Annotated in this window: 25 protein-coding genes; 9 read left to right on the top strand and 16 right to left on the bottom strand. The window is 68.1% G+C overall.

What is annotated here, in order from left to right; genetic code table 11:
• Nucleotides 1-15: 15 nt before the first annotated feature.
• Together ASC55_RS05365 and ASC55_RS05360 are read right to left on the bottom strand one after the other, a co-directional pair.
• Nucleotides 16-1,326 carry a DNA recombination protein RmuC gene (locus ASC55_RS05365; RefSeq protein ID WP_055864549.1) on the bottom strand — a complete coding sequence of 437 codons (1,311 nt, stop codon included), beginning with the start codon at nt 1,324-1,326 and terminating at the stop codon, nt 16-18.
• An 83-nt stretch (nt 1,327-1,409) separates the two neighbouring features.
• The gene (locus tag ASC55_RS05360) at nt 1,410-2,012 is read right to left on the bottom strand and encodes a 3'-5' exonuclease (RefSeq protein ID WP_017828694.1); all 603 of its coding nucleotides are present in this window, start codon (nt 2,010-2,012) and stop codon (nt 1,410-1,412) included.
• 59 nt (nt 2,013-2,071) lie between these two features.
• Between ASC55_RS05360 and ASC55_RS05355 the strand changes: the two genes are divergently transcribed.
• Both ASC55_RS05355 and ychF read left to right on the top strand, forming a co-directional pair.
• Nucleotides 2,072-2,812 (top strand): class I SAM-dependent methyltransferase, encoded by a 741-nt coding sequence (locus ASC55_RS05355; RefSeq protein WP_055873398.1) that lies wholly within the window; start codon nt 2,072-2,074, stop codon nt 2,810-2,812.
• Nucleotides 2,813-2,864: 52 nt separating this feature from the next.
• The gene (gene ychF / locus ASC55_RS05350) at nt 2,865-3,938 is read left to right on the top strand and encodes a redox-regulated ATPase YchF (RefSeq protein WP_055873397.1); all 1,074 of its coding nucleotides are present in this window, start codon (nt 2,865-2,867) and stop codon (nt 3,936-3,938) included.
• 146 nt (nt 3,939-4,084) lie between these two features.
• On the opposite strand, the gene ASC55_RS05345 is transcribed toward ychF, so the two are convergent.
• Nucleotides 4,085-5,413: a hypothetical protein gene (locus ASC55_RS05345; protein WP_055873394.1), complete on the bottom strand. Its 1,329-nt coding sequence runs from the start codon at nt 5,411-5,413 to the stop codon at nt 4,085-4,087.
• Between the two features lie 320 nt (nt 5,414-5,733).
• On the opposite strand from ASC55_RS05345, the gene ASC55_RS05340 reads away from it, so the two are divergent.
• The 4 genes from ASC55_RS05340 (at nt 5,734) to ASC55_RS05325 (ending at nt 9,240) form a co-directional block, all read left to right on the top strand.
• Nucleotides 5,734-6,249, top strand: coding sequence for a hypothetical protein (locus ASC55_RS05340; protein WP_235563095.1), 516 nt, complete (start codon nt 5,734-5,736; stop codon nt 6,247-6,249).
• A gap of 45 nt (nt 6,250-6,294) precedes the next feature.
• Entirely contained in the window at nt 6,295-7,956 is a 1,662-nt protein-coding gene (locus ASC55_RS05335; protein WP_055873388.1) for an ABC-F family ATP-binding cassette domain-containing protein, read from the top strand.
• A complete protein-coding gene (locus tag ASC55_RS05330; protein ID WP_055873386.1) occupies nt 7,953-8,507 on the top strand; it encodes a GNAT family N-acetyltransferase in 555 nt (184 codons plus the stop codon). The genes ASC55_RS05335 and ASC55_RS05330 overlap by 4 nt, the downstream gene beginning before the upstream one ends.
• 157 nt (nt 8,508-8,664) lie before the next feature.
• Nucleotides 8,665-9,240 carry an alpha/beta fold hydrolase gene (locus ASC55_RS05325; RefSeq protein ID WP_055864520.1) on the top strand — a complete coding sequence of 192 codons (576 nt, stop codon included), beginning with the start codon at nt 8,665-8,667 and terminating at the stop codon, nt 9,238-9,240.
• A 16-nt stretch (nt 9,241-9,256) separates the two neighbouring features.
• Here the strand turns inward: ASC55_RS05325 and ASC55_RS05320 are convergent, their stop codons facing one another.
• From ASC55_RS05320 to ASC55_RS05310, 3 genes are all read right to left on the bottom strand, one after another.
• On the bottom strand, nt 9,257-9,601 hold the full coding sequence (locus tag ASC55_RS05320) for a LysR family transcriptional regulator (protein WP_017828685.1): 345 nt from the start codon (nt 9,599-9,601) through the stop codon (nt 9,257-9,259).
• 107 nt (nt 9,602-9,708) lie between these two features.
• Complete coding sequence (locus ASC55_RS05315; protein ID WP_017828684.1) at nt 9,709-10,008, bottom strand: hypothetical protein; 300 nt, start codon at nt 10,006-10,008, stop codon at nt 9,709-9,711.
• Between the two features lie 107 nt (nt 10,009-10,115).
• Nucleotides 10,116-10,625, bottom strand: coding sequence for a GNAT family N-acetyltransferase (locus ASC55_RS05310; protein WP_229778915.1), 510 nt, complete (start codon nt 10,623-10,625; stop codon nt 10,116-10,118).
• A 91-nt stretch (nt 10,626-10,716) separates the two neighbouring features.
• Here ASC55_RS05310 and ASC55_RS05305 point away from each other — a divergent pair, with 91 nt between their 5' ends.
• Nucleotides 10,717-11,259 (top strand): Dps family protein, encoded by a 543-nt coding sequence (locus ASC55_RS05305; protein WP_055873383.1) that lies wholly within the window; start codon nt 10,717-10,719, stop codon nt 11,257-11,259.
• A gap of 27 nt (nt 11,260-11,286) precedes the next feature.
• On the opposite strand, the gene ASC55_RS05300 is transcribed toward ASC55_RS05305, so the two are convergent.
• Together ASC55_RS05300 and ASC55_RS05295 are read right to left on the bottom strand one after the other, a co-directional pair.
• Nucleotides 11,287-11,814 (bottom strand): DUF6328 family protein, encoded by a 528-nt coding sequence (locus tag ASC55_RS05300; protein ID WP_055873380.1) that lies wholly within the window; start codon nt 11,812-11,814, stop codon nt 11,287-11,289.
• A 59-nt stretch (nt 11,815-11,873) separates the two neighbouring features.
• Entirely contained in the window at nt 11,874-12,467 is a 594-nt protein-coding gene (locus ASC55_RS05295; RefSeq protein WP_055864514.1) for a 1-acyl-sn-glycerol-3-phosphate acyltransferase, read from the bottom strand.
• A 94-nt stretch (nt 12,468-12,561) separates the two neighbouring features.
• On the opposite strand from ASC55_RS05295, the gene ASC55_RS17600 reads away from it, so the two are divergent.
• On the top strand, nt 12,562-12,708 hold the full coding sequence (locus ASC55_RS17600; RefSeq protein WP_170287859.1) for a hypothetical protein: 147 nt from the start codon (nt 12,562-12,564) through the stop codon (nt 12,706-12,708).
• Between the two features lie 34 nt (nt 12,709-12,742).
• Here the strand turns inward: ASC55_RS17600 and ASC55_RS05290 are convergent, their stop codons facing one another.
• Entirely contained in the window at nt 12,743-14,221 is a 1,479-nt protein-coding gene (locus ASC55_RS05290) for an MDR family MFS transporter (RefSeq protein ID WP_055864512.1), read from the bottom strand.
• A gap of 163 nt (nt 14,222-14,384) precedes the next feature.
• Between ASC55_RS05290 and ASC55_RS05285 the strand changes: the two genes are divergently transcribed.
• Complete coding sequence (locus tag ASC55_RS05285; protein WP_055873377.1) at nt 14,385-16,439, top strand: ABC transporter ATP-binding protein; 2,055 nt, start codon at nt 14,385-14,387, stop codon at nt 16,437-16,439.
• A 34-nt stretch (nt 16,440-16,473) separates the two neighbouring features.
• Here the strand turns inward: ASC55_RS05285 and ASC55_RS05280 are convergent, their stop codons facing one another.
• Genes ASC55_RS05280 through ASC55_RS05250 form a run of 7 tightly spaced genes read right to left on the bottom strand, consistent with a single transcriptional unit; the run spans nt 16,474 to nt 23,829 of the window.
• Entirely contained in the window at nt 16,474-17,247 is a 774-nt protein-coding gene (locus tag ASC55_RS05280) for an SDR family NAD(P)-dependent oxidoreductase (protein ID WP_055873374.1), read from the bottom strand.
• 33 nt (nt 17,248-17,280) lie between these two features.
• Entirely contained in the window at nt 17,281-18,228 is a 948-nt protein-coding gene (locus tag ASC55_RS05275) for a glycosyltransferase family 2 protein (protein ID WP_055873371.1), read from the bottom strand.
• Between the two features lie 22 nt (nt 18,229-18,250).
• Complete coding sequence (locus tag ASC55_RS05270; RefSeq protein ID WP_055873368.1) at nt 18,251-19,387, bottom strand: cysteine desulfurase family protein; 1,137 nt, start codon at nt 19,385-19,387, stop codon at nt 18,251-18,253.
• A 20-nt stretch (nt 19,388-19,407) separates the two neighbouring features.
• Nucleotides 19,408-20,259 (bottom strand): carboxylating nicotinate-nucleotide diphosphorylase, encoded by an 852-nt coding sequence (gene nadC, locus ASC55_RS05265; RefSeq protein WP_055873365.1) that lies wholly within the window; start codon nt 20,257-20,259, stop codon nt 19,408-19,410.
• Complete coding sequence (nadB, locus tag ASC55_RS05260; protein WP_055873363.1) at nt 20,259-21,782, bottom strand: L-aspartate oxidase; 1,524 nt, start codon at nt 21,780-21,782, stop codon at nt 20,259-20,261. Before nadB ends, nadC begins: the two co-directional genes overlap by 1 nt.
• Nucleotides 21,779-23,116: a quinolinate synthase NadA gene (gene nadA, locus ASC55_RS05255; protein ID WP_055873359.1), complete on the bottom strand. Its 1,338-nt coding sequence runs from the start codon at nt 23,114-23,116 to the stop codon at nt 21,779-21,781. The genes nadB and nadA overlap by 4 nt, the downstream gene beginning before the upstream one ends.
• Nucleotides 23,113-23,829, bottom strand: coding sequence for an NUDIX hydrolase (locus tag ASC55_RS05250; RefSeq protein ID WP_017828670.1), 717 nt, complete (start codon nt 23,827-23,829; stop codon nt 23,113-23,115). The genes nadA and ASC55_RS05250 overlap by 4 nt, the downstream gene beginning before the upstream one ends.
• Between the last annotated feature and the right edge of the window lie 201 nt (nt 23,830-24,030).

The following is a 24,030-nucleotide window of genomic DNA, read 5'->3' as shown; positions in this document are numbered from 1 at the left end:
GCTCTGCCGAAGGTGTCACCCTTCGTCGAGCCGAAGCCGCACGTCGCCCACGTCGGCGCGGACGGCCTCGGGCTGGACGGCCTCTGCGGGATCGAGTGGGTCGATATGAGCAGACTCGCCGTCTGAGAGAGCCTCCTGCGCCGCGGTCGAGTCTGCAGCGAGCAGTTCCGGTGCGGTGAATCGCCGGCCCGTGCTCGCCGTCGTCGGGGCGGCTGTCGCGAGCGCTGATGCGTCGACCCCGGGGAACTGACGAGCGGTGACGAGCACACGCGTCTCGAGTGATCCGGCGAACCGGTTGTAACTGTCGACAGTGCGTTCCAGCGCTCGACGCAGATCGTCGGCGTGCCCGGCGAGCGTTCCCAGCCGGTCGTAGAGCTGCGTGCCGAGCGCGAGCAGGGTGCGCGCCTCGGTCGAGACCTCCTGCTGCGTCCAGGTGAAGGCCACGGTCTTCAGCACAGCCCAGAGGTTGACGGGGGAGGCGAGCGCCACTCGGCGACTGAACGCATAGTCGAGGAGAGTGGGGTCTTCATCGATGGCTGCGGCCAGCAGCGATTCGCTCGGCAGGAAGCAGATCACGAACTCCGGGCTCGCATCGAGGCCCGCCCAGTAGGCCTTCTTCGCCAGCGCGTCGATGTGCGCGCGGACCGCCTTGACGTGCTTCTGCATGAGGGTGCGGCGCTGCGGCTCCTGCGCGTCGCCGCCGGGAAGAGCGGAGGCCTCAAGATAGGCGTCGAGAGGAACCTTGGCATCGACGGCGATCGAGCTGCCCCCGGCGAGGCGGATCACCATGTCGGGGCGCCCCTGACCATGGTCGGAGGAGATCGTCGCCTGCAGATCGAAGTCGATGTGCCGGGTGAGTCCCGCGGCTTCGACGACGCGGCGCAGCTGAGTCTCACCCCAGACGCCGCGCGTGGCAGTGGAACGCAGAGCCCCGGCGAGCGACTCGGTCGTCGCCCGCAGAGCTTCATCGGACTCCTGGGCCCGGCGCAGCTGCTCTTCGAGAGTGCCGAACTGCGCGTGCCGTTCCCGCTCGATGGCGGTGACCTTGGTCTGCATCTGCTGCAGACTCTCGCGAACCGGGGCGAGCGCTGTCAGCACGGCGTTCTGCTGCTGAACGCGCTGCGCCTCCGCCCGCTGCTCGTTGCGCGCATGCTCGACGGCATCGCGGTACAGATCGTACTGGCGGTCACGATCGTCTCGTGCGGCCGCCAGCTCGGCCTGAGCGCGCGCGAGATCGGCGGCGCCACGTCCGGCTCGCAGGAACCAGCCCATAGCGACACCCGCCGCGAGGGCGACGAGGAGAAGAACGACAGCCAGAGCATCCATGTGTTCATGATGCGGCCGGCATCCGACATTCCACGGTCGCCGCGCACGGATGCCGCGTGACGAGTCAGACGCGACGAGGCAGATCAGGCGACGGCGCGCTCCAGAGCGGGTGCGGCCGGAGCGACGGGCGCGGTGACACGCAGGCTCAGAGCATCGGCGAGGGCGAAGACATCGGCCGCACCTGCTCGTGCCGCCGCATCGATGACGATCTGCGCGCAGGCGCGGGCATCGGCGAGCGCATCATGGTGCGAGAACTCCTCGAACCCGGCTGCGGCCGCGGCGATCGGCAGGCGATACGAATCGAGCGTGTAGGTCTTGCGGGCGACCTGCAGGCTGCACAGCGAGCGGTAGGGCGGGCAGAGCTGACCCGTCGCTTCGGATGCGCGGCGCAGCACGTTGAGGTCGAACCCGGCGTTGTGCGCGACGAGCACGTCGGCTCCGGCGAAAGCGCACAGGCGGTCGAACTGGTCGACCCAGGTCGCGGCCGAGAGCACGTCCTCGGGCTGGATGCCGTGGATGCGCACGTTCCATTCCTGGAACTCGTCGTGTCCCGGCGGCGGCTGGATCAGCCATCCGGTGGTGGCGACGACTTCTCCGCCGCGCACACGGACGAGTCCGACCGAGCACGCGGAGGCCGGGCTGGAGTTCGCGGTCTCGAAGTCGATCGCAGTGAAGTCCAGTGGCACATCCCCACTTTCCCCCGGGTGCTCGAAGTGGGGTCGCAGACTCGCCGTATGCTGGCGACATGGCTGAGGACATGGCGACGTCGTTCGGAGCGCAGGCCGGGGATTACGAGCTCGGCAGGCCCGAATACCCCTTCGAGGCGGTGGCCTGGATGCTCGAACGGATGCCGGCTGATTCCCGCCGCGTCGCCGATGTCGGCGCGGGAACGGGCAAGCTCACCCGAGTGCTCGCCCAGGCGCCTGACGCAGAGGTCGTCGCGATCGACCCCGATTCCGAGATGCTCGCGACCCTCCGTGGCGCGGTGCCGGGTGTGCCGACCTTCGTCGGGTCGGCGGAGCGGCTGCCTCTTCCGGATGCGAGTGTCGATGCCGTCGTGCTGGGCCAGGCCTGGCACTGGGTCGATCCCGTCGCGGGCTCGACAGAGATCGGTCGTGCAGTGCGCAGCGGGGGAGTGCTCGGCCTCATCTGGAACATCCGCGACGATCGCGTCGAGTGGGTGCGCAGGCTCACCGAGGTCATGCACGGCAGCCACGCCGAGATCATGCTCGCCGAAGGCGATCCGGTCGTCACCGCGCCGTTCGGACCGCTCGACCAGGAGCGCTGGGAATGGGTCCGACCCGTCACCCGCGATGTGCTGCATCGGATGGCGGCATCGCGCAGCTACATCATCACCGCTCCCGACGACGAGAAGGCGCGCATCCGCCGGGAGCTCGACGCTCTCTTCGACGAGCTCGACCTGCACGGCGACGCGACCATCGACCTCCCATACGTGACCCGGGCGTATCGCGCCGTCCGCGACTGAAGCGCAGCCTTCCGCAGGATCGCGGGGCTCCGGCCAGGTAGACTCGTGCCCCGTGGCTCTCACTATCGGCATCGTCGGCCTGCCCAACGTCGGCAAGTCCACCCTCTTCAACGCACTCACCAAGAACGACGTGCTCGCGGCGAACTATCCGTTCGCGACGATCGAGCCCAACGTCGGCGTGGTGAACCTGCCCGACCCGCGCCTCGAGAAGCTCGCGGAGATCTTCGGCAGCGAGCGGATCCTCCCCGCGGCAGTGTCGTTCGTCGACATCGCCGGCATCGTGCGCGGTGCGAGCGAGGGTGAGGGACTCGGCAACAAGTTCCTCGCGAACATCCGTGAGGCCGACGCCATCGCACAGGTCGTGCGCGGTTTCGCCGACGACGACGTCGTGCACGTCGACGGCACGGTCAACCCGGCCTCCGACATGGAGACGATCAATGCCGAGCTCATGCTCGCCGACCTCGAGACCGTCGACAAGGCGATCACCCGCTACGAGAAGGAAGTGCGCGGCAAGAAGATCGAACCCGTCGTGCTCGAGACCGCGAATGCGGCGAAGGACGCGCTGGAGCGCGGCGTGCTGCTGTCGGTCGCGGGTATCGACCTGACGCCGATCCGGGAACTGGGTCTGCTCACCGCGAAGCCCGTCATCTTCGTCTTCAACGTCGACGAGGCCGTGCTGACCGACGATGCGCGCAAGGCGGAGCTCGCAGCCCTCGTCGCCCCGGCGAAGGCCATCTTCCTCGACGCGAAGATCGAATCCGAGCTCATCGACCTCGACCCGGAGGATGCGGCGGAACTGCTCGCCTCGACCGGCCAGGACGAGTCCGGCCTCGACCAGCTCGCCCGCATCGGCTTCGACACCCTGGGCCTGCAGACGTACCTCACGGCCGGCCCGAAGGAAGCTCGCGCCTGGACGATCCCCAAGGGCTCGAAGGCGCCGCAGGCCGCCGGTGTCATCCACACCGACTTCGAGAAGGGCTTCATCAAGGCCGAGATCGTCTCGTTCGAGGATCTGGTCGAGACAGGTTCCGTCGTCGAGGCCCGTGCCAAGGGCAAGGCCCGCCTCGAGGGCAAGGACTACGTCATGCAGGACGGCGACGTCGTGGAGTTCCGCTTCAACAACTGAGGTTCGCTGCGGCGATCGGTTGCGCTGGTGTGCGCAGCAGTTTTCGAGCGAACTAGAAGTTCGCGATTTCGACTTGGCGGCTCGCCGTCATTCGTTCGCCTTGTTCACGGCGTGCGGGGTCTGAAGGAAGCTGAGTTGTCGAGATGCTACGTATCGAGATGATCGACTTGCATCTCATGTGCCGTGTCGAGGACCTCTGACAGGGACTCAAACGTCAGCAAGGGAATCTCGACCGTCAACTCACGTTCGGACGCGTATATCTCGATTCCCTCAACAACGATCATGGATAAGTCGATTTCACGTTCGAGTACTTTTCTTGACCAATCTCGCTTCTTGCCTAGCCGGGTCCGCCAGTCGTGACCGTCGAGGCCTAGTTTCTCCGCGATGTTGCGAATTTTGCCCATCGAGAAGATCGATTTGCACTCAAGAACGAAAACGGCGTCGTCGCGGGTCGCAAGTACGTCGATCTGACCCGGGAGTCGTTCACCGCAATGAAGGCGCTCCTTTCCTGACTGCGTCGACCACGTCCCCTTGTCGTCGACTGACCCAGCCTTGAACCCATGGGCACGCATGAGTTGGACAACCTTGTCTTCGAAAGGCTGCGAGATAGCCTGCTCACGTAAATTTGTTAGCTGAATTGCAGAGAGGAGCCAGGGCGCTATCGAATCCGCGAGCAGATACGCGCTGCTCCAGCAAACGCCAGCAGACTCGACGACTGGATATGCCGCGATATCCTCGTCGAGGTTGAGAAGCATTGATCGGATTTCCGGATATCCCAGCGCTCTCGAACCGCCGAGCTCTGAGTAGAACTGCGTCGAGAATTGTTCGGAGATAGGTGCTAAGTCTGGTTCGAGCGGCGCCAGGTGAATGATCAGAGATATCCGGAGGTATAAACCCAACCAGATTGGTCCCGCTTCGCCGGCTGCAGGAAGTTGCGACAGATGGGGGAACTCTTCGGTGGTGAACAAGCTTTCAGGATCAGTCTTTCTCGAAATGATCTCCGCTATTGCGAGAAGACTGCTGTGTGGATTAGACATCAGCGACACCGCGTCGATCGCAGTGGGCAGGCTTGAGCCGCTGATGAGAATCGATACGGCTTGGTCGGAGTCTTTCGATTCCCAGATAGGGGCGAGTTCGATCGCGTTTGCTTCGTGGCTAAGCCAACATGTCGCGATGAGTTGGGCGACGTCGTTCAGGGCTCTGGAGCTACCGGTATCGGAAGTGCTTCTTAGTAACGCCAGCGCCCGCTTCACATGCGGACGGACCGGTTCCGTGGGCTCGCGGAGGGAGTTCCAATATGCGAGCAGAACGATCGAGGCCCAATCGGAGTCGATCCCGGCGGCAAGCTCGGACGGCTCTCCCCACGGGGAGTTCCCATCGAACTCTTCATCATCCCGCATCTTGTCAAGCGCGACGGCCAGCTCGCTCGCTGTGCGCCGGGCACGAGTGCCGACATGACGGACCTGGGCCTTCATCGGCTCTCCGATCTCAGAATTGCCTACCTCGGAAGTACGCGGCAAGCCTATTGGGTATGGGCGGCATCGCCCGACGCACATCAACGTCCTGAGAGTTCCGCCTCAACAGTCGGTGCGATTCATAGGTGTCTACCAGGGTGGCAACGGGCGTGTACCGTGAAATCCTCTCGTCCCAGCTCTGCACTGAAGACGGTTGTGCTGCGTGCGGGCGGCGCGTGTAGATTCGCAGTTGGTCCTGGTTGGGGACTGGGCCCCACTATGGAGCGGAATCCGGTTCGGCTTAGCCTCAGGAGCAACGGATGGGCGATGACTCGCTAAGTGTGACTCTGTCTTCGCAGCAGAGAACAGACACACTCCTCATCCGCATCTGCCTGATCATCGTCATCCTCGGCCTCGTCGTGAGCGGGGTCACCGCCTTCCCCCTGCGCGAAGAACTGATGCTCGGGCGCGACATCCTCAACAGCACCGGCCTCAGCGCGGTCTTCCCCGACCTCGCCTTCTGGGTGCAGAGGGTCGCCGAAGGACTCGAGGTGACAGGCACCGACTACCCGTTCCTCGCCTACGGCACGGACTGGCTGGCGTTCGCGCACTTGGCGATCGCGGTCGCCTTCGTCGGGCCGCTCATCGATCCGGTCCGCAACGTCTGGGTCACCATCTGGGGTCTCATCATGTGCGCGGGCATCGTTCCACTGGCATTGATCGCCGGTGCGATTCGCGGCCTCCCGCTCGGCTGGCAGCTCATCGACATATCCTTCGGCGTCGTCGCGGCCGTGCCTCTCACCATCGCGCTCGTGCTGACGCGCCGACTCGCGAGCGCGAAAGCCGCCACCCTCTGAGAGAGCGCGTGCGCGTGTCACCCCCACGGGTGACAGGATTGACGGATGACCGCAACACTCGTGGCCCAAGGGCTGGCCGGCGGGTACGGCCACCGCACCCTGTTCGACTCCCTCGATCTGACCGTCACCGCGGGTGATGTCGTCGGCCTCGTCGGCGCGAACGGGGCGGGGAAGTCGACCCTCCTGAAGCTGCTGGCCGGTGTCGACGAGCCCCAGGCCGGGACGATCCGACTCTCACCGGCCGATGCCTTCGTCGGCTGGCTTCCGCAGGAGCACGAGCGCATCGCCGGCGAGAGCGTCACCGATTACATCGGCCGCCGCACGGGTTGCACGGCCGCGACCCGCGACATGGATGCCGCCGCCGCAGCACTCGGTGACCCCAGCCTCGCCGCACCGGGCACAGATCCCGCCGACACGTACTCGGCCGCGCTGGATCGTTGGCTCGCGAGCGGTGCCGCCGACCTCGACGAGCGACTGCCGGTGGTGCTCGCCGACCTCGGACTCGACCTGGGCGACGACCCGGCCGCGGCGATGATGACCTCGCTGTCAGGCGGACAGGCCGCCCGCGTGGGGCTCGCCGCGCTGCTGCTCTCGCGCTTCGACATCGCGCTGCTGGATGAGCCGACCAATGACCTCGACCTCGACGGGATCGAGCGGCTGGAGGCCTTCGTACGCGGACTCCGAGGCGGTGTCGTTGTGGTGAGCCACGACCGTGAATTCCTCGCCCGCTGCGTCACCAGAGTGCTGGAACTCGACCTCGCGCAGGGCAGTAACCGGGTCTTCGGCGGCGGCTACGACGCGTACCTGGAGGAGCGGGCCACGGTCCGTCGTCATCAGCGTGAGAAGTACGACGAGTTCGCCGATAAGAAGGCCGACCTCGTCGCCCGTGCTCGCACCCAGCGCGAGTGGTCGAGCCAGGGCGTGCGCAACGCGATGAAGAAGGCGCCCGACAACGACAAGATCAAACGCAAGGCCTCTGCGGAGTCGAGCGAGAAGCAGGCGCAGAAGGTGCGTCAGATGGAGAGCAGGATCGCCCGGCTCGAAGAGGTCGAGGAGCCGCGCAAGGAGTGGCAGCTCGAGTTCACGATCGGTTCGGCGCCGCGCTCCAGCTCGGTCGTCTCGACGCTGAGCTCGGCCGTGTTCCGGCAGGGATCCTTCCAGCTCGGCCCGGTATCGCTCCAGGTGAACGCGGGGGAGCGGATCGGAATCACCGGTCCCAACGGCGCGGGGAAGTCGACGCTGCTGCGCGGGCTGCTCGGACGGCAGCTTCCCGATGAGGGAACCGCAAGCCTCGGTGCGAGCGTGCAGATCGGCGAGATCGACCAGGCCCGTGCGCAGCTCGTCGGCTCGCAGCCGCTCGCCGTCGCCTTCGAGGAGCTCGTGCCGGAGATGGCGTCGGGCGAGGTCCGCACGCTCCTCGCGAAGTTCGGACTCAAGGCCGACCACGTGATGCGCGCCGTCGACGAGCTCTCGCCGGGGGAGCGCACGCGCGCGGGGCTGGCGCTGCTGCAGGCACGCGGTATCAACTTGCTGGTGCTCGATGAGCCGACGAACCACCTCGACCTGCCGGCGATCGAGCAGCTCGAACAGGCGCTCGAGTCCTACGAGGGAACCCTGCTGCTCGTCACCCATGATCGGCGGATGCTCGCGACCGTGCAGACCGACCGGCAGTGGCGGGTGGAGGCGGGGCAGGTCGTCGAGATATGACGGCCGTCGACATCGACACGGTTCCCCATGATCGTCTGAGCGCGAATGACCTGACGCGGCTGCGGGAGCTTTTCGATGCCGAGTACTTCGCCGAGTTCGGAGCGTGGGATCCCGATCGGCCCTACGGCTACGCGCCCCATGACGTTCACGTCATCGCCCGGTTGGGCGCTGCCGTGGTGGGGCACGTCGGCTGGGCGCGGCGGACGATCGGCGTCGGTACGGCGGAGGTCGTGGTCGCGGGTGTCGGTGGCGTCCTGATCTCCCCGCACGCGCGAGGGCAGCGAGCCGGTACCCTGCTCCTCGCGCACGCAGCCCTATCGATGAAGGATGCCGGAGGTATCGAGTACGGCTATCTCGGGTGCCGTGAAGAGGTCGTCGCCTTCTACGAATCGTGCGGGTGGCGCCGCATTTCGGCAGTCGAGCACTCGATCGACCGCGCCGGCCAACCCGTCGTGCAGACCCCGGGGCCGCCCCTTCTGACGCTCGCGCTCGATCCGAAACCACGGAGTTGGCCCGCGGGCCCGATCGACCTTCGCGGGCGGGCCTGGTAGGCGGTCGGTGGTGTTGATCCGGATGTCAACGTCTCCCTGACCGCCCGCTCAAGATACGCTGGGACACGGCGGCTCCGGCCGCGGTCCGGTCGCTGGCGTCCGCCGTGGACGTTCCGCCTGAGTTCCTGACACCGACGGCACGAGGAGATTGACGCCGATGACCGACACCCAGATCTTCGAGCCCGACGGCCGCGCGATCCCCTTCGTCGACGAGGGCGACGGGCCGGTCAAGCTCGTCCTGATCCAGGAGCGCGATCTGGCTGCTGATGTTCTCGGCGTCGTCTCGCACTACCTCGCCGAGGAGGCGGGCTTCCACGTGCTGCGCATCGGTCATCGTGCCGAGGCCAAGCGCGAAGAGGTCTCGCTGGATGACCGTGTCGAGGATGCGCTCGCCGTGATCGAACACGTCGGGCTGGGCGACACGTGGGTCGGCGGCCATGGGTTCGGCGGCACTGTCGCGCGCGCCTTCGCTCTGGCGCACGCCGACCGCGTGAACGGTCTGGCTCTGCTCGCGGTCGAAGAGAGCGACATCCCGCTCGCGCCGGTGATGCCCGTCCTGATTATCCAGGGCACCAAGGACATCGATGCTCCGTTCGCCAACGGAGAGCAGCTGCAGTCGACGGCACCGGAGCGCGCGAGCGTGAAGAGCATCGACGGCGCCGATCACCTGTTCCCGATGACGCACCCGATCGAGACCGCGGTCGTCATCGAGGAGTACCTCGACTGGGACTGAGTCCTTCGCCGTCCCGCTAGCGGCCCTGCCGCTTCTTGTACGGCTTCGGCTGCCCCTTCACGGCGGGCGTGCGGCCCTTGCCCTTCGAGGCTTTGGCCTTTCCTCCGGCAGGGGCGGGGGCGTTGCGCACCGGCTCCGGAGCGGCAGCGACTGCCGTCTTCGCCTCCACCAGCAGGAGCTCGCCGACAGGTGTCAGCCGCGTCGGGCCCTCGCGATGGACGATCGGATGGCCGACCTCGGCCTCGAGCTTGTCGATCGACGTGTAGAGCGAGGCCAGCGGAATGCCGAGTTTCTCCGCCGCACGAGGGAAATGCAGTTCCTCCGCGAGGACGACGAAGCGGCGGAGCAGAGAGATCTTCACGGTGGCCTTTCGACTGTTCGCACGGGTTTGCGAGCTCGTTCCAGGTTACGCGGTGCAGACAGACGGATGCCGCGACCGAGTCGGCCGCGGCATCCGGAATCCTTCGGTCAGGCGACCTGAGGGGTGACGGCGAACGAGACGGAGCCTTCGTCGTCCACGCCGGCATCGAGGATCTTGTCGTCGAGAGCGGCAGCGGCCGACTCATCGAGGAACAGCCGGGTGCCGGCGACCTCCACGACCTGATCCTGCGGCTCCGGGTCCGCGGCGACGAGCACGGCGAGGCGTGCACCGCCCTCCGGGCCCTGGGCCTCGGTCGAGTGGATGCGGAGCCCGGCATCCGGGGCGTCGGTCTGACGGCTGACGAGGGTCGTCACGATGGCGGAGGCGTTGTCGGTGAGGGTGAGCACGAGACTCTCCTTCCGGTCGGGGCATGTCACGGTCGCGACATGTCCGGGCTACGATGCCCCACCTCGGAGATGGTCTCAACCCCCTTGCGCGGATTCGGAGGAGGCTCTTACCCTGCTCGCAGCTGCTTGCGCAGAAACACCTGCGCGGTGCCGTCGCCGTCGGGCACGCGCTCGTGCTCCTCGTACCCGCACGCCTCGTAGAGACGGATGTTCGCTTCGCTCAGGCTTCCGGTGAACAACTCGGCGACGTCAGCGCCCGACGCCTTCTCGGCGCTCTCGAGCAGCAGCCTTCCGATGCCCTCGCCCTGCATGTCGGGAGCGATCGCGATCCGGCCGATCAGGAGCACACCGTCCTTCTCGACGTACCGGATCGCGCCGACGAGTCGCCCGTCGATGCGTGCGGTCAGTCCGGACTCGGATCGGAGCTCCGCTTCCAGTTCGGGGAGCGTCTGCGTCAGGGGTGGCATGTCGACGCTTCCGTAGATCGCGGCTTCCGATACGAAAGCCGCGCGCTGCACGGTCAGCACCTCGCCGGCGTCGTCGTCGCTGATCGGGGAGATGACGATCTCCGGCTGCGTCGGGTCCTGGTCTTCGTTCACTGCGTCTGCATCACTCACCCGAGTCACATTCCGGGGTGCGTCCCCACGGTGTCAACCCCCTCGCCCCTGGCCACCGTCCGCACTAGCGTCACCCGCAGGAGGTCACACCATGGCTGAAAGCACAACGACCAAGAAGACCGGCTCGACGAAGGGCGCGGCGAGAACGACGAGGCAGCAGAACGCCGAAAAGGGATTCACCGCCTCGACGACGCTCGCGAACAACCTGCAGGCGGTGCTCGTCGACCTGCTCGATCTCGCGATCCAGGGGAAGCAGGCGCACTGGAACGTCGTGGGGCGCAACTTCCGCGACACGCACCGTCAGCTCGACGAGATCATCGACGACGCGCGCACGTTCAGCGACACGATCGCGGAGCGCATGCGCGCCCTGCACGCCCTCCCCGACGGACGCAGCGCGACCATCGCCAAGACGACGTCGCTTCCTGAGTTCCCTGCGGGCGAGGTGTCGACGACCGAGACGATCGACCTGGTCACCGAGCGCCTCGAAGCCGCGGTGGGCACGGTGCGCGAGGTGCACGACGCCGTCGACGAAGAGGACCCGACCTCGGCGGATCTTCTGCACGCCATCATCGAGCGGCTCGAGCAGTTCGCGTGGATGGTCAGCGCCGAGAACCGGAGCCCGGCAGGACGCTGAGCGCACGCGCGCTCGCGGAGCGCCGCGTCATTCCGATGCGTCTCCGCGGGCGCGGGCTCTGCCGCGCATGATGCGAGGCAGCGCCACCCAGAGCGCCGCCACGAGAACGAGGGCCGCGACGAGCGCGACGATCCCCGCCGTGCGGTTCACCGTGAAGTCGACGATCAGGGTCGTCACCCCGATGGTGAGCGCGCCGATCACGACCAGGTCGATGCGGACGATCCGGGCGGCGATGCGGACGAGGTCGGGCTTGCGGCGATACCCGAACAGCGCGCGATGCATCCCCACCGGCGCCAGGGCGAGGATGGTCGCCACGGCGGCGAGAGCGACGAGGATGACGTACACGTCGCGCTGGAGCTCGTCCATAGCGGTGAACCGGGGCTGGAACGCGACCGCCAGGAGGAAGCCGGTGAGGATCTGGGTGCCGGTCTGCATGACGCGCAGCTCCTGCAGCAACTCATCCCAGTTGCGATCAGCGCGTTCGTTCGCGGTCTCGTCCCGTCCGTCGGCACGATCGTCGAGCTCGTGCTCGCCACCCGAAGAGTCTGCTGTCATGGACTCAGTGTGGTTTCCCCGCGTGGGTGCTGTCCAGGTCTTCCCGCGGGAGGCGCAGCTTACGCGGCGTCGGGCTCAGTGGTGGCGGGGAGCTCTTCGCGCAACCGCGGCTCGGTGCGTCGTTCGGGACGCACGCCGGCCTTGTCGGCGTAGAACGCGCGGATCCGGTCCATGTCCGCCCCGACATCCCCGGTCAGGTCGATCGTCGGCCCGAGCCCCGACGTCATGGTCGTCCTGTCGACGAACCCGAGGGTCACCGGCATGCCGGTCTCTCGCGCGATCCGGTAGAAGCCCGATTTCCAGTACTCGTTGCCGCCGCGGGTGCCGTCCGGGGTGACGACGAGACCGAACACGGTCCCGGCGTGGACCTGTCCCACGACATCGTTCACCACGCGAGCCGGGTCGGAGCGATCGACGGGGATGCCGCCGAGGCGTCGCATGATCGGACCGCGCCAGCCGCGGAAGAGGCTCTTCTTGCCGAGCCAGTGCACGTCGATGTCGAGCCGCCACGCGATGGCGAGCATCAGGACGAAGTCCCAGTTCGACGTATGGGGTGCCCCCACGAGAACGGTCGGACGTGTCGGTGCGGCCTCGCTCACGAGCGTCCATCTGCTGAACGCCCAGAACGTGCGGGCGAGGAGTCGTTTGAGCATGGAACAACCGTAAGCGAGAATCGCCGTCCGTCCACTGTCGAGGCGTCTCGCCCGGTTCGGCGCCACCTGCGTCGGGCAGGCGTACGATCGAGGGATGAAGAACACCCAGCAGGACTCCGTGCAGCAGGAAGCACCCCTCGGGCTGCAGCCGCTCCCGGGCTCTCTGAACCTGCTCGAAGGCGACGCCGTCGGCTACTGCAGCGATGGCGTCTGCCACATCCCCGCCCCGAAGAGCGAGTAAGAGGCAGACGCCATCGCAGGCCGTCTACGGACGGTCAGTGCCCTCCGTGGAGTGCTTCGCCGGCATCGTCTGCAGGCTTGCGGACGAACGGGCTGAGGGCCACCGCCGCGAGCGAGATGATCGCCGCGATCAGGAACGCCATGCGCGCGCCGGGGGCACCGGCGACCGCGGTCGACAGTCCCTCCTGTTCGCCGGCGTGCAGGATCGACGAGTACGTCACCAGCAGCAGCGCCACGCCCGCCGCGCCGCCGACCTGCTGCAGCGTGTTCAGCACAGCCGAACCGTGCGAGTACAGGGAGCGCTGGAGCGAACCGAGCGAGGCGGAGAACAGCGGCGTGAACGACATCGCGAGTCCGACCGACATGGCGGCCTGCACGATGATGAGGACCCACCACACGGTGTGCTCGCCCACGGTCGAGTAGAAGAACAGCGCCGCGGAGACGAGGATCGTGCCGGGGATCAGCAGCGGACGCGTGCCGCGCGCATCGTAGACGCGCCCCATGATCGGTCCGAGCAGACCCATCAGCAGCGAGCCGGGGAGCAGGATCAGCCCCGACTGCAGCGGGTTCAGACCGGCGACGTTCTGCAGATACTGCGGAAGCAGCGTCAGGGTGCCGAACATCGACAGCGCCAGGATCGACATGATGATCACGGACAGGGTGAAGTTGCTGGAGCGGAACACCCGCAGGTCGAGCAGCGCGTCGTCGATGCGCTGCAGCACGAGCTGGCGCCAGACGAAGAGTCCGAGCGACAGAGCACCCACGACCAGCGAGACGATGCCGGTGGTCTCGCCCGATCCGCCCTCGCCGCCGAACTGGCTGAGTCCGAACACGATGCCGCCGAAGCCGAGCGCCGCGAGCGGGATCGAGAGCACGTCGAGCGGAACGGCTCGGGTCTCGCCGAGGTTCGTCATCCACTTCGCGCCCATGGCCAGGGCGATCAGGGCGATCGGGAGGATGATCCCGAAGAGGGCACGCCAGCTGGCGAATTCGAGGACGGCGCCCGCGAGCGTCGGGCCGATCGCGGGAGCGAGCGAGATCACCAGGCCGACACGGCCCATCATGCGGCCGCGGGACTGCGGCGGGACCACGTTCATGATCGTCGTCATCAGCAGCGGCATCATGATGCCGGTACCGGCGGCCTGGATCACGCGGCCGACGAGCAGCACCGTGAATCCGGGCGCGATGAGCGCGACGAGCGTGCCGAGCGAGAAGGCGATCATCGCGGCGATGAAGACCTGGCGCGTCGTGAACCGTTGCAGGATGAAGCCGGTGGTGGGGATCACCACAGCCATGGTCAGCATGAAGGCGCTGGTGAGCCATTGGCCGAGCTCGGGCGGGATGCCCAGGTCGGTGTTCAGATGGGGAATCGCGATCCCCATCGTGGTCTCGTTGAGGATGGCGACGAAGGCGGCGACCAGGAGGAGCCAGATCACCCGCATGTCCTTGCGGGAGATCTCGCCCCCCGCCGGTGCGGCGGTCGTGGAGAGGGAGCCGGTATCGACGGCAGACATGGGCGGCCTCCAGGGCGAAGAAGAATGGATATCGCGAGAGTTCGCAAGAGTCCTTCAGCGTAACGGCAGCCGCGGACATTTCATTCCGAACTCACAGATATCCGCGCTCGGCGCGGGCTCGGGTCTCGATGTCGTCGTGCGTGGGTACGCTGGCGCCATGAGCATGGGCGGCGGCATGGGTGGTGGACATCGCGGTGGTTTCCGCGGTGTCGATGAAGACGCGCAGCGGAGGCTGAACGCCGAGGCGCCTCGGATCAACGGCCTGGGCGCCCGGGTGGTCTCGCTGTTCCGGGCGTATCGCTGGCGCATCTTCTTCACGGGCATCCTGGTGGTGGTCGGGGCCGCGATCGCCGTCATTCCGCCCCTGATCGTGCAGCGCATCTTCGATGACGCGCTGTTCCCGGTGGCCGGGGGCGGGGCGCACCTCGAGCTGCTGGCCTGGCTCGTGGCCGCGATGATCGGATTGTTCCTGATCTCCGCGGTGCTGGGAGTCGCTCAGACGTGGCTGACCTCGACCGTCGGCAACAGTGTCACCGGAGACCTGCGGGTGAAGCTGTTCGAGCACCTGCAGGCGATGGAGCTCGGCTTCTTCACCCGCACCAAGACGGGCGTCATCCAGTCCCGGCTGCAGAACGACGTCGGCGGGGTCTCCGGTGTGCTGACCAACACCGTCACCAGCATCCTCGGCAACGTCGTGACCGTGATCGCCTCGCTCGTCGCGATGATCCTGATCGACTGTCGGCTGACGCTGATCGCGGTGATCATGATGCCGTTCCTGATCTTCGTGCAGCGCAAGGTGGGCCAGGTGCGGGCCCGCATCGCGGGGGAGACGCAGGAATCCCTGTCCGAGCTCACCTCGATCACCCAGGAGACGCTGAGCGTCTCGGGCATGCTGCTGTCGAAGGCGTTCAACCGGCAGCGCACCGAGTCGGAGCGCTACCAGGCCGAGAACCGCAACCAGGTCACGCTGCAGGTGCGTCGGGCGATGAGCGGTCAGGGTTTCTTCGCGGTCGTGCAGGTGCTCATGGCCAGTGTTCCTGCTGTCATCTATCTGGTCTCCGGCTACTTGATCGCCGGCGGCACCGGTGCCATCACCGCGGGAACCGTCGTCGCCTTCACCACCGTGCAGGCACGACTTCTCATGCCGTTGATGGGACTGATGCGGGTGTCGCTCGACCTGCAGACGTCATCGGCGCTGTTCGCCCGCATCTTCGAGTATCTCGACCTGGTGCCGGAGATCGAGGATGCCCCGGATGCGATCACGGTCGACGAGGCACCGGGGCCACGGGGGCGTCTGGAGTTCGCCGACGTCGTCTTCCGCTATCCGGACGCCTCCGCCGATGCCAGACCGACGCTCGACGGGGTGTCCTTCGTGGCGGAACCGGGGCAGCACGTCGCGTTCGTCGGACCGTCCGGCGCCGGCAAGACCACGATCCTGTACCTCGCGCCCCGACTGTACGAAGCGAAGGGAGGCGCGGTGATGTTCGCCGGCGCCGACGTGCGCGCGCTCACCCAGGAGTCGATCATCGACCATGTCGGGATCGTCTCCCAGGAGACCTACCTGTTCCACGCCACCATCCGCGAGAATCTGCGCTACGCCAAGCCGGATGCGACCGAGGACGAACTGATCGCCGCGTGCACGGCCGCGAACATCCACCACATCATCGCCGGGTTCGAGCAGGGGTACGACACGGTGGTGGGGGAGCGCGGGTACCGGCTTTCCGGCGGCGAGAAGCAGCGGATCGCGATCGCCCGTGTGCTCCTCAAGGATCCGCCGGTGCTGCTTCTGGATGAGGCCACCTCCGCGCTCGACACGGTGTCGGAGCGCGTGGTGCAGGAAGCGCTCGACGAGGCGGCGAAGGGGCGCACCACGCTCTCCATCGCCCACCGGCTCTCGACAGTGATGGGTGCCGACGTGATCCACGTGCTGGAGGCCGGACGCATCGTCGAGTCGGGAACCCATGCCGAGCTCCTCGCACTGGGCGGACTCTACGCCGAGCTCGCAGCCGAGCAGGTGGCGGCGTCGCGCGTGCTCGACACCGAGGCCGCGGTCGAAGAGGCGGTGACCGGCGGCGCCCCGGCACCCCTCGCCGAGCGCCGTGCGGACAAGGCGCCTGTCGACTCTGCGGGTGCCGATGCCGTCGCGGCCATCACCGCGGCGGTGCCGCTGCTGGCCGAGCCTCGTCCGGACGAGCGGATCTACCCGCCGGAGCCCTGAGCCGTCGGCGCCGGTCCCGGAGCACCGAGGCGCCTCAGTGCACCGACAGTCCGCCGTCGACGAACAGCGAGTGGCCGGTGACGTAGGCCGATCCCGCTCCGGCGAGGAACACCGCGGCCCCGGCGAAGTCGCTCGGCAGTCCGTTGCGTCCGATCATGGTGCGTGCCGCGAGCTCGGCGACTTTCTGCGGATCCTGCTGCAGGCGGGCGTTCAACGGGGTCAGCACGAAGCCGGGGACGAGCGTGTTGCTCGTGACGCCGGTTCCGCCCCAGGCCTCGGCCTCCGAGCGCATGAGCGATTCGACGGCACCCTTCGATGCGCCGTAGACCCCGCTTCCCACGAAGGCGCGGTGGGCCTGTTGGGAGCTGATGTGGAGGAGTCGGCCGTATCCGCGTGCGGCCATGCCCTTCGCGTAGCGCTGGCCGAGCAGGAAGGGCGCGAGCGCGTTGACGGTCATCGTCGCGTCCCAGTCGTCCTCCGTGATCTCCGCGAACGGCGGACGGATGTTGATGCCGGCCGAGTTCACGAGGATGTCCGGCTCGCCGAACGGCACCTCCGCGGCCTCTGCGACGACGCGGATCCCGTCCCGTGTGCCGAGGTCGCCGACGACCCCGGCTGCGCGGCAGCCGTGGGCACGCAGCTCGTCGACGGTCTCCCGGATGCGGTCCTCTCCGCGGGCGACGACGACCGTCGCCGCTCCGGCGCGTGCGAGCGCTGTGGCGATGCCGCGGCCGATGCCGGAGCTGCCACCGGTGACGATCGCGGTGCGTCCGTCGAGCGAGAAGAGGGAGGAGAGGTAGTCGTTCACGCGTTCACCGTTCCGTCGTCGGGAGGCTCGTTCTCACCACGCGAGCGCGGCGGCGATGGCAGGGTCTGGCACGGCATCGGCGAACTCGGGAAGGGCGCGGAGTTCGGCGACGAAGGCCTCGACGTCGACCGCGTAGGCCGGATCCGGGTGCGCGTCGGCGATCTCGAGAAGCGGCACGAGGTCCATCGCCAGGATCAGCTCCAGCCGCGCAGTCACGGAAGCGTGCGCCCCGGCCTCATGCAGCACCCGGATGCCGCCGCGCAGCGCCGCGAGATAGTCCCGCAGAACGGACAGCTGCGCCTTGCTCTGGGTGATCGAGGTGCCGTCGGCTCGCAGCCGCCAGCGCACGACGACATCGGGGATCACGTCGAAGGCGCGTGCCCGCGTGTACATCAGCTGGGCGACCACCTGGTCCTCGTAGGCCACGCCTTCGGGGAAGCGCAGATCGTGCCAGAAGTCGGTGCGACTCACCTTCGACCACGCGACGATATTCGACACCGCCCGCGGGTGGGACTCGAGAGTGGTCGCGAGCCGCTCCGGCGAGGTCGCCGCCGAGACCCAGGGCTGCACGCGACCGGCGAAGTAGCCGCCGCTGTGCGGACGCGAGCGCACGTAGGCACCGGCGACGAAGTCGCTTCCCGTCTGCGCGAGCGTTCCCGTCAGGCGGGCCAGGGCGTCCGGCAGCAGTTCGTCGTCCGCGTCGAGGAAACCGAGGTAGGGGGTGGAGACCTGATCGAGACCGACATTGCGCGCCGCACCGAGACCGCGGGAGGCCTCGTGTCGGATCGACGTGAACCGACGGTCATCGGCCGCGGCGGCGTCGAAGATCGCCCCCGTCTCGTCGGTCGAGCCGTCGTCGATGAGGATCGCTCGCCACCGCGACTCGGTCTGCGCGCGCAGAGAGTCCAGGGCGGCGGGGGCGAAGGCGGCGATGTCGCGTCCGGGGACGATCAGCGTCACGATCGGGGCGGAGGCAGTCACCTGCCGAGTCTATGGCCGCGTGTCAGCCCCGAGCCGCGCGCACCGACTCTGTGACGAGCGCGGCCAGTCGTACGGGAGCGTCTTCGGGCAGCGGAACGCGTCCGAAGGTGAAGCGCACGGCGGTCTGCGCCACCTCGGGCGCCACGGCGCAGGCGAGGAGCACATGGGAGGGCTCATCGCTACCCGCCGCACACGCCGATCCGCTCGACGAGATGACACCGCGGCGCTCCAGCTCGAGCAGCACTGATTCCCCGCTGGTGCCAGCGAAGGTGAAGCTCGCCGTCCCTGGCAGACGATGCAGGGCTTCACCGGTGAGCACGGCTTCGGGGATGCTGTCGAGGACCAAGGCGATGAAGTGCCTCGTCGCCGCGCCGACGCGCGCGGCGACCACCTCGCGTTCGTGCTCGGCGATCTCCAGAGCCGTCGCAAGTGCCACGGCCCCCGCGACGTTCTCGGTACCGGAGCGTCGTCCGCGCTCCTGCCCGCCGCCGTGCAGCAGCGGCTCGACGGGCACCCGCCCGCGCACGGCCAGGGCGCCGATGCCCTTGGGTGTGCCGAGCTTGTGGCCGGCGATCGACACCGCATCGGCGGCGAGATCCCGCAGCCCCAGCCAGCCGGCCGACTGCACGGCATCCAGATGCAGGGGCACACGGGCGGCCCGGGTGACGGAAGCCAGTGCCGTCGCGTCCTGGATCGTGCCGATCTCGTTGTTCGCGTGACCGATCGACACCAGCGCTGTGTCGTCGCGGATCGCCGCCGTCAGGTCGTCCGGTGCGATCCGTCCGCGCGCGTCGACCGGCAGCAGCGTCACCTCGACGGCATGGAAGCGTCGGAGGTATTCGGCGGATTCGAGGATCGACTCGTGCTCGATCGGTGAGATCACCAGATGACGTCGCCCTGCCTCGAGAGCCGCCAGCACGATGCCCTTCACCGCGAGATTGTTCGCCTCGGTGCCCCCTGCGGTGAACACGACATCGCCCGTGCGCATCCCGAGGATCCGGGCCACCCGTGCGCGGGCATCGTGCAGAGCACCCGCAGCGGCTTCGCCGGCAGTGTGATGGCTCGACGGGTTGCCGTACACCCCGGACAGATACGGACCCATCGCCTCGAGCACCTCCGGTCGTACCGGGGAGGTCGCGGCGTGATCGAGATACAACATGCCAGGGTGCGACATCGCGGTCAGTCGATCCGCAGATCCAGGCCCAGGTCGAGGGCTCGTGCGGAGTGCGTCAGAGCGCCGACCGAGATCACATCCACCCCGGTGCGGGCGATGTCGCCGACGGTGTCGAGGTTCACCCCACCGGAGGCTTCGACGGTGGCGCGGTCGCCGATCAGGGCAACCCCCTCGCGCAGGTCGTCGAGCGAGAAGTTGTCGAGCAGCACGGTGTGGGCACCGCCCTCGAGTACCGCCTCGATCTGGTCGAGACGATCCACCTCGACCACGACGTGGGTCGTGTGGGGAAGGCGGGACAAGGCCTCGCGCAGTGCGGTCGCGAGGTCACGGCCGGAGCGTTTCAGCACCGCGAGGTGGTTGTCCTTCGCCATCACGGCATCGGACAGCGAGTAGCGGTGGTTGCGGCCGCCACCGGACTCGACGGCATGACGCTCGAACGCGCGCAGCCCCGGCGTGGTCTTGCGGGTGTCGGCGATCCGGGCGCCCGTGCCGTCGATCGCTGCCACATAGGCGGCGGTGAGAGTGGCGATGCCGCTCATCCGCTGCGTGAAGTTCAGTGCGACGCGCTCCGCCGTGAGCACGCTGCGCGCTGAGCCAGAGACCGACGCGAGGACGTCGCCCGCGGCGAAGTCGTCACCGTCGCCGACGTGCAGGTCCACGTCGAGAGCCGTGTCGGTGAGCCGGAACGCGGCGGCGAACACCTCACCACCGCTGAAGACCCCGGCCTCGCGAGCGACGAGATCGGCGGTGGCGGTGGCATCTGCGGGCAGCAGCGACGTGCTGGTCAGGTCGCCCCAGGGGGCGTCCTCTTCGAGGGCCGCGCCGACGACGCGGTTCACAGTGGCAGTGGTCAGCATCAGACGGTCTCCAGGATCGATGAGGGGGCGTGCGAGCGCGCACCGGGTTCGGGAATGGGGGCGTCGACACGATGATGAGCGCCGACGGACACCGTTCGCGCCAGCGCCGCAGATGCCGTCGCCTCCGCCAGAAGCAGCAGGTTGGCGTCTTCGTGGGCGCTCGCCGTCGTCGGCGCTGAGCTCGATGAAGACCACGCCCGCAGCGTGCGGAGTGCGTGGGTGAGCCCCTCGCCCGTCCGCAGCAGTCCGACCTCGTCCCACATGAGCTGCTGCAGGGCGGCCCGGGTGAAGGCGGGCGCCCCCGTGTCGCGGCTCTCGTGCGCGCGCGGGTCGACCGGGCAGGACTCGTGATCGACCTCCGTCCACGGCTGCGTCAGGGCGGCAGCCGCGCGGGCCCCGAACACCGCGCCCTCGAGGAGCGAGTTCGACGCCAGCCGGTTGGCCCCGTGCACTCCCGTGCGGGCGACCTCTCCCACGGCGAACAGACCGCGGACCGTCGTGCGTCCATCGAGATCGGTCACCACGCCGCCCATCAGATAGTGCGCGGCCGGTGTCACGGGAATCGGCTCACGCGCCCAGTCGAAGCCGCGCTCTCTGGTCACCCGGTCGATGGTGGGGAAGCGTCGCGCGAGGACGGAGGCGCCGAGCATCGTGGCGTCGAGTCTGACCGGTGCGCCCTGAGCCGCGGCGCGGCGGGCGATCGCCCGTGACACGACGTCGCGCGGTGCGAGCTCGCCGTCGGGGTGGCTGTCGAACACGAACCGGCGGGCCTCGTCGTCGATCAGCGTCGCACCTTCGCCGCGCACGGCCTCAGAGATCAGGAATGCCGGGCCCGAGGCGAGGATCGTCGGGTGGAACTGGACGAACTCCAGGTCGGCGACCGCTGCTCCCGCGCGCAGCGCGGCGGCGATGCCGTCTCCCGTCGCTCCCGCCGGGTTCGTCGTGTGCGCATACAGGTGCCCTGCGCCCCCGGTGGCGAGGATCACCGCATCGGCCGACATGTCGGAGACCGCGCCGTCGCGAAGGATCCGCAGACCGCGCACCGCACCCCCGACGCGCACGAGATCGATCAGGAAGGCGCGCTCGATGACATCGATTCGCGTCCGGCGCACAGACGCGACCAGCGCTGCAGAGATCGCCGCTCCCGTGGCGTCGCCACCCGCATGCACGATGCGGGCGTGGCGGTGCGCGGCTTCACGTCCGAGCTGCAGCGAGCCGTCAGCCGCGCGATCGAAGGCGACGCCGCGGGCGATGAGCTCGGCGATCCGTGACGCGCCCTCCGCGACCAGCACACCGACGGCTTCCGGGTCGGACAGCCCTGCACCGGCGTCCATCGTGTCGTCGGCGTGCTGCGCGGCGGAGTCGCGAGGCCCGTAGATCCCGGCGACACCGCCCTGAGCGAGTCCGGTGCAGCCGTCGCCGAGGTCGCCCTTGGTGACGATCGTCACCTCGTGGCCGGACTCGTGCGCGTGGAGCGCCGCGGTGAGTCCCGCGATGCCCGAGCCGACGACCACGACGTTCATCGCGCGCCTGCGACCGCCGGAGGCTTCGCCGCGAGCATCCGCTCCAGTGCCACCCGTGCGGGATCGGCGACGTCTTCGGAGACGGTGATCCGGTTCGGCGTGCGGCCGGCGACCAGCTCTTCCAGCACCCAGGCCAGGTATCCGGGGTGGATGCGGTACATCGTCGAGCAGGGGCACACCACCGGGTCGAGGCAGAAGATCTCGTGCTGCGGGTACTGCGCCGCGAGTCGGCGGACCAGGTTGATCTCGGTGCCGATCGCGAACGTGGTGGGCTCCGTGGCCGCGTCGATCGCGCGGCGGATGTACTCGGTCGAGCCCGCCTCGTCTGCGGCGTCGACGACCTCCATCGGGCATTCGGGGTGCACGATCACACGCACGCCGGGGTGCTCGGCACGGGCCTGGTCGATCTGGCCGACCGTGAAGCGGCGGTGCACCGAGCAGAACCCGTGCCACAGGATCACGCGTGCGTCGACGATCTCTGTCGCGGACGATCCGCCGAGCGCTCGCCGCGGGTTCCACATCGGCATCTGCTCGAGCGGCACACCCATCGCCTTCGCTGTGTTGCGGCCGAGGTGCTGGTCGGGGAAGAACAGCACCCGGCGTCCGCGCTCGAACGCCCACTCGAGGACCGTCTGGGCGTTGGAGGAGGTGCAGACGATCCCGCCGTGCCGTCCGACGAAGCCCTTGATCGCTGCGGAGGAGTTCATGTAGGTCACGGGGATCACCGGCACACGCCCGTCGGCGTCCACGGCGTCGAGGTCGCCGAGCACCTCTTCGAGCTGCTCCCAGCACTCCTCGACCTGGTCGATGTCGGCCATGTCGGCCATCGAGCAGCCGGCGGCGAGGTTGGGAAGGATCACCGCCTGGTCGGGCTGTGAGAGCAGGTCGGCGGTCTCGGCCATGAAGTGCACTCCACAGAACACGATGGCCTCGGCGTCGGAGCGTCCCTTGGCTGCAGTCGCGAGCTGGAAGGAGTCACCGACGTAGTCCGCGTGCTGCACGACCTCCTCCCGCTGGTAGAAGTGGCCGAGGATCACGACCCTGTCGCCGAGGGTGGTCTTCGCCGCCCGGATCCGCCCGTCGAGTTCTTCCTCCGAGGCCTCGCGGTACTCGACGGGCAGTTCGCCCTGTCGAGGTGCGCCGGTCGGGATCACATCCCCCATCGACGAGCCCGGTCCGTAGCCCGGTCGTGCGTCGAAATCCCAGGGGCCGGCTGCGAGATCGGTGGCGCACGTGGCATCGGTCGACGCTCCGCTGACGATGGCCTGGATCGCATGGTCGACCGAGGCGTCCAGGGGCGGGACAGCAGGAGCGGGTACGAAGGTGATGCTCATCGGGTGCTCGTTTCTTCGGGACCGAGCGGGCCACGATCGGCCAGCTCGACATCGGTGTTGTCGCGATACAGACGCGCGGGGCGGTGGCTTCCGGTGCGGAACCGGTCGGTGGGGAGCAGGTTGCCCGCTGCCTCCACCTGGCGACGGAAGTTGGCGGGATCGAGGGTGCGGCCGAGGATCGCCTCATAGGCCTCCCGCAGCTCGGCGAGCGTGAACTCCGCGGGCAGGAATCCCTGCGCGACGCGGCTGTATCCGACCTTGTTGCGCAGTCGCCACAGTGCGTACTCGACGATCTCGGTGTGATCGAAGGCCAGCTGCGGCAGCTCGTCGACGTCGAACCACTTCACGTTCTCGGGGGCGGCGCCGGATGCGCGATGTGCTGCGCTCTGCGCCGTCACGTCGTCCTGTCGCAGCAGCGCCCAGTACACGATCGACACGACTCTGGTGGGGGAGCGGTCGACGGCGCCGAAGGCGTAGAGCTGCTCGAGGTAGCTGGGGGCGAGGCCGGTGGTCTCGGCGAGGGTGCGCGCCGAGGCGTCGACGGGCGACTCGGTCGGCGTGAGCCACCCGCCGGGAAGGGCCCATTGGTCGGCGAAGGGCTCGCGGGTGCGCAGCACGAGCGGCAGCGCGAGCACCGCGCGTCCGTCATCCGTGCGTCGCAACGTCAGGATGACCGTCGAGACGGCGACGCGGATGTCGCTGCTTTGAGTCATGGGCACCTTAACCTCCGGGATCGATCTTAGTGTCATTCGCACCCTTAGTGCGCGTATATGACCACGGTGCCGGTCGAGTCCGAAACGTTATCTGACGGGCTCGGGGAGTCTTGTTCACCGGGACGGGGTTTGTTAGGTTACTGTCCTAACAAACCCCTTCGAGAGCGGCCGACCGGCCGCCTCCGCGGGGCCCATGAACCC

The organism is Microbacterium sp. Root322 (genome assembly GCF_001425645.1).
GTDB lineage: Bacteria > Actinomycetota > Actinomycetes > Actinomycetales > Microbacteriaceae > Microbacterium > Microbacterium maritypicum.
The sequence above is the reverse complement of the archived record's forward strand: the minus strand, read 5'-3'. Positions and strand labels throughout refer to the sequence as shown.

What these genes read in the sequence shown, in the direction of transcription:
- nadA (WP_055873359.1), bottom strand. Translation starts at nt 23,116, where the DNA reads ATGAGCATCACCTTCGTACCCGCTCCTGCTGTCCCGCCCCTGGACGCC.
- ASC55_RS05290 (WP_055864512.1), bottom strand. Translation starts at nt 14,221, where the DNA reads ATGTCTGCCGTCGATACCGGCTCCCTCTCCACGACCGCCGCACCGGCG.
- ASC55_RS05300 (WP_055873380.1), bottom strand. Translation starts at nt 11,814, where the DNA reads ATGACAGCAGACTCTTCGGGTGGCGAGCACGAGCTCGACGATCGTGCC.
- ASC55_RS17600 (WP_170287859.1), top strand. Translation starts at nt 12,562, where the DNA reads ATGAAGAACACCCAGCAGGACTCCGTGCAGCAGGAAGCACCCCTCGGG.
- ASC55_RS05355 (WP_055873398.1), top strand. Translation starts at nt 2,072, where the DNA reads ATGGCTGAGGACATGGCGACGTCGTTCGGAGCGCAGGCCGGGGATTAC.
- ASC55_RS05270 (WP_055873368.1), bottom strand. Translation starts at nt 19,387, where the DNA reads ATGTTGTATCTCGATCACGCCGCGACCTCCCCGGTACGACCGGAGGTG.
- ASC55_RS05305 (WP_055873383.1), top strand. Translation starts at nt 10,717, where the DNA reads ATGGCTGAAAGCACAACGACCAAGAAGACCGGCTCGACGAAGGGCGCG.
- nadB (WP_055873363.1), bottom strand. Translation starts at nt 21,782, where the DNA reads ATGAACGTCGTGGTCGTCGGCTCGGGCATCGCGGGACTCACCGCGGCG.
- nadC (WP_055873365.1), bottom strand. Translation starts at nt 20,259, where the DNA reads ATGCTGACCACTGCCACTGTGAACCGCGTCGTCGGCGCGGCCCTCGAA.
- ASC55_RS05345 (WP_055873394.1), bottom strand. Translation starts at nt 5,413, where the DNA reads ATGAAGGCCCAGGTCCGTCATGTCGGCACTCGTGCCCGGCGCACAGCG.
- ASC55_RS05330 (WP_055873386.1), top strand. Translation starts at nt 7,953, where the DNA reads ATGACGGCCGTCGACATCGACACGGTTCCCCATGATCGTCTGAGCGCG.
- ASC55_RS05325 (WP_055864520.1), top strand. Translation starts at nt 8,665, where the DNA reads ATGACCGACACCCAGATCTTCGAGCCCGACGGCCGCGCGATCCCCTTC.
- ASC55_RS05285 (WP_055873377.1), top strand. Translation starts at nt 14,385, where the DNA reads ATGGGCGGCGGCATGGGTGGTGGACATCGCGGTGGTTTCCGCGGTGTC.
- ASC55_RS05250 (WP_017828670.1), bottom strand. Translation starts at nt 23,829, where the DNA reads ATGACTCAAAGCAGCGACATCCGCGTCGCCGTCTCGACGGTCATCCTG.
- ASC55_RS05335 (WP_055873388.1), top strand. Translation starts at nt 6,295, where the DNA reads ATGACCGCAACACTCGTGGCCCAAGGGCTGGCCGGCGGGTACGGCCAC.
- ASC55_RS05295 (WP_055864514.1), bottom strand. Translation starts at nt 12,467, where the DNA reads ATGCTCAAACGACTCCTCGCCCGCACGTTCTGGGCGTTCAGCAGATGG.
- ASC55_RS05365 (WP_055864549.1), bottom strand. Translation starts at nt 1,326, where the DNA reads ATGGATGCTCTGGCTGTCGTTCTTCTCCTCGTCGCCCTCGCGGCGGGT.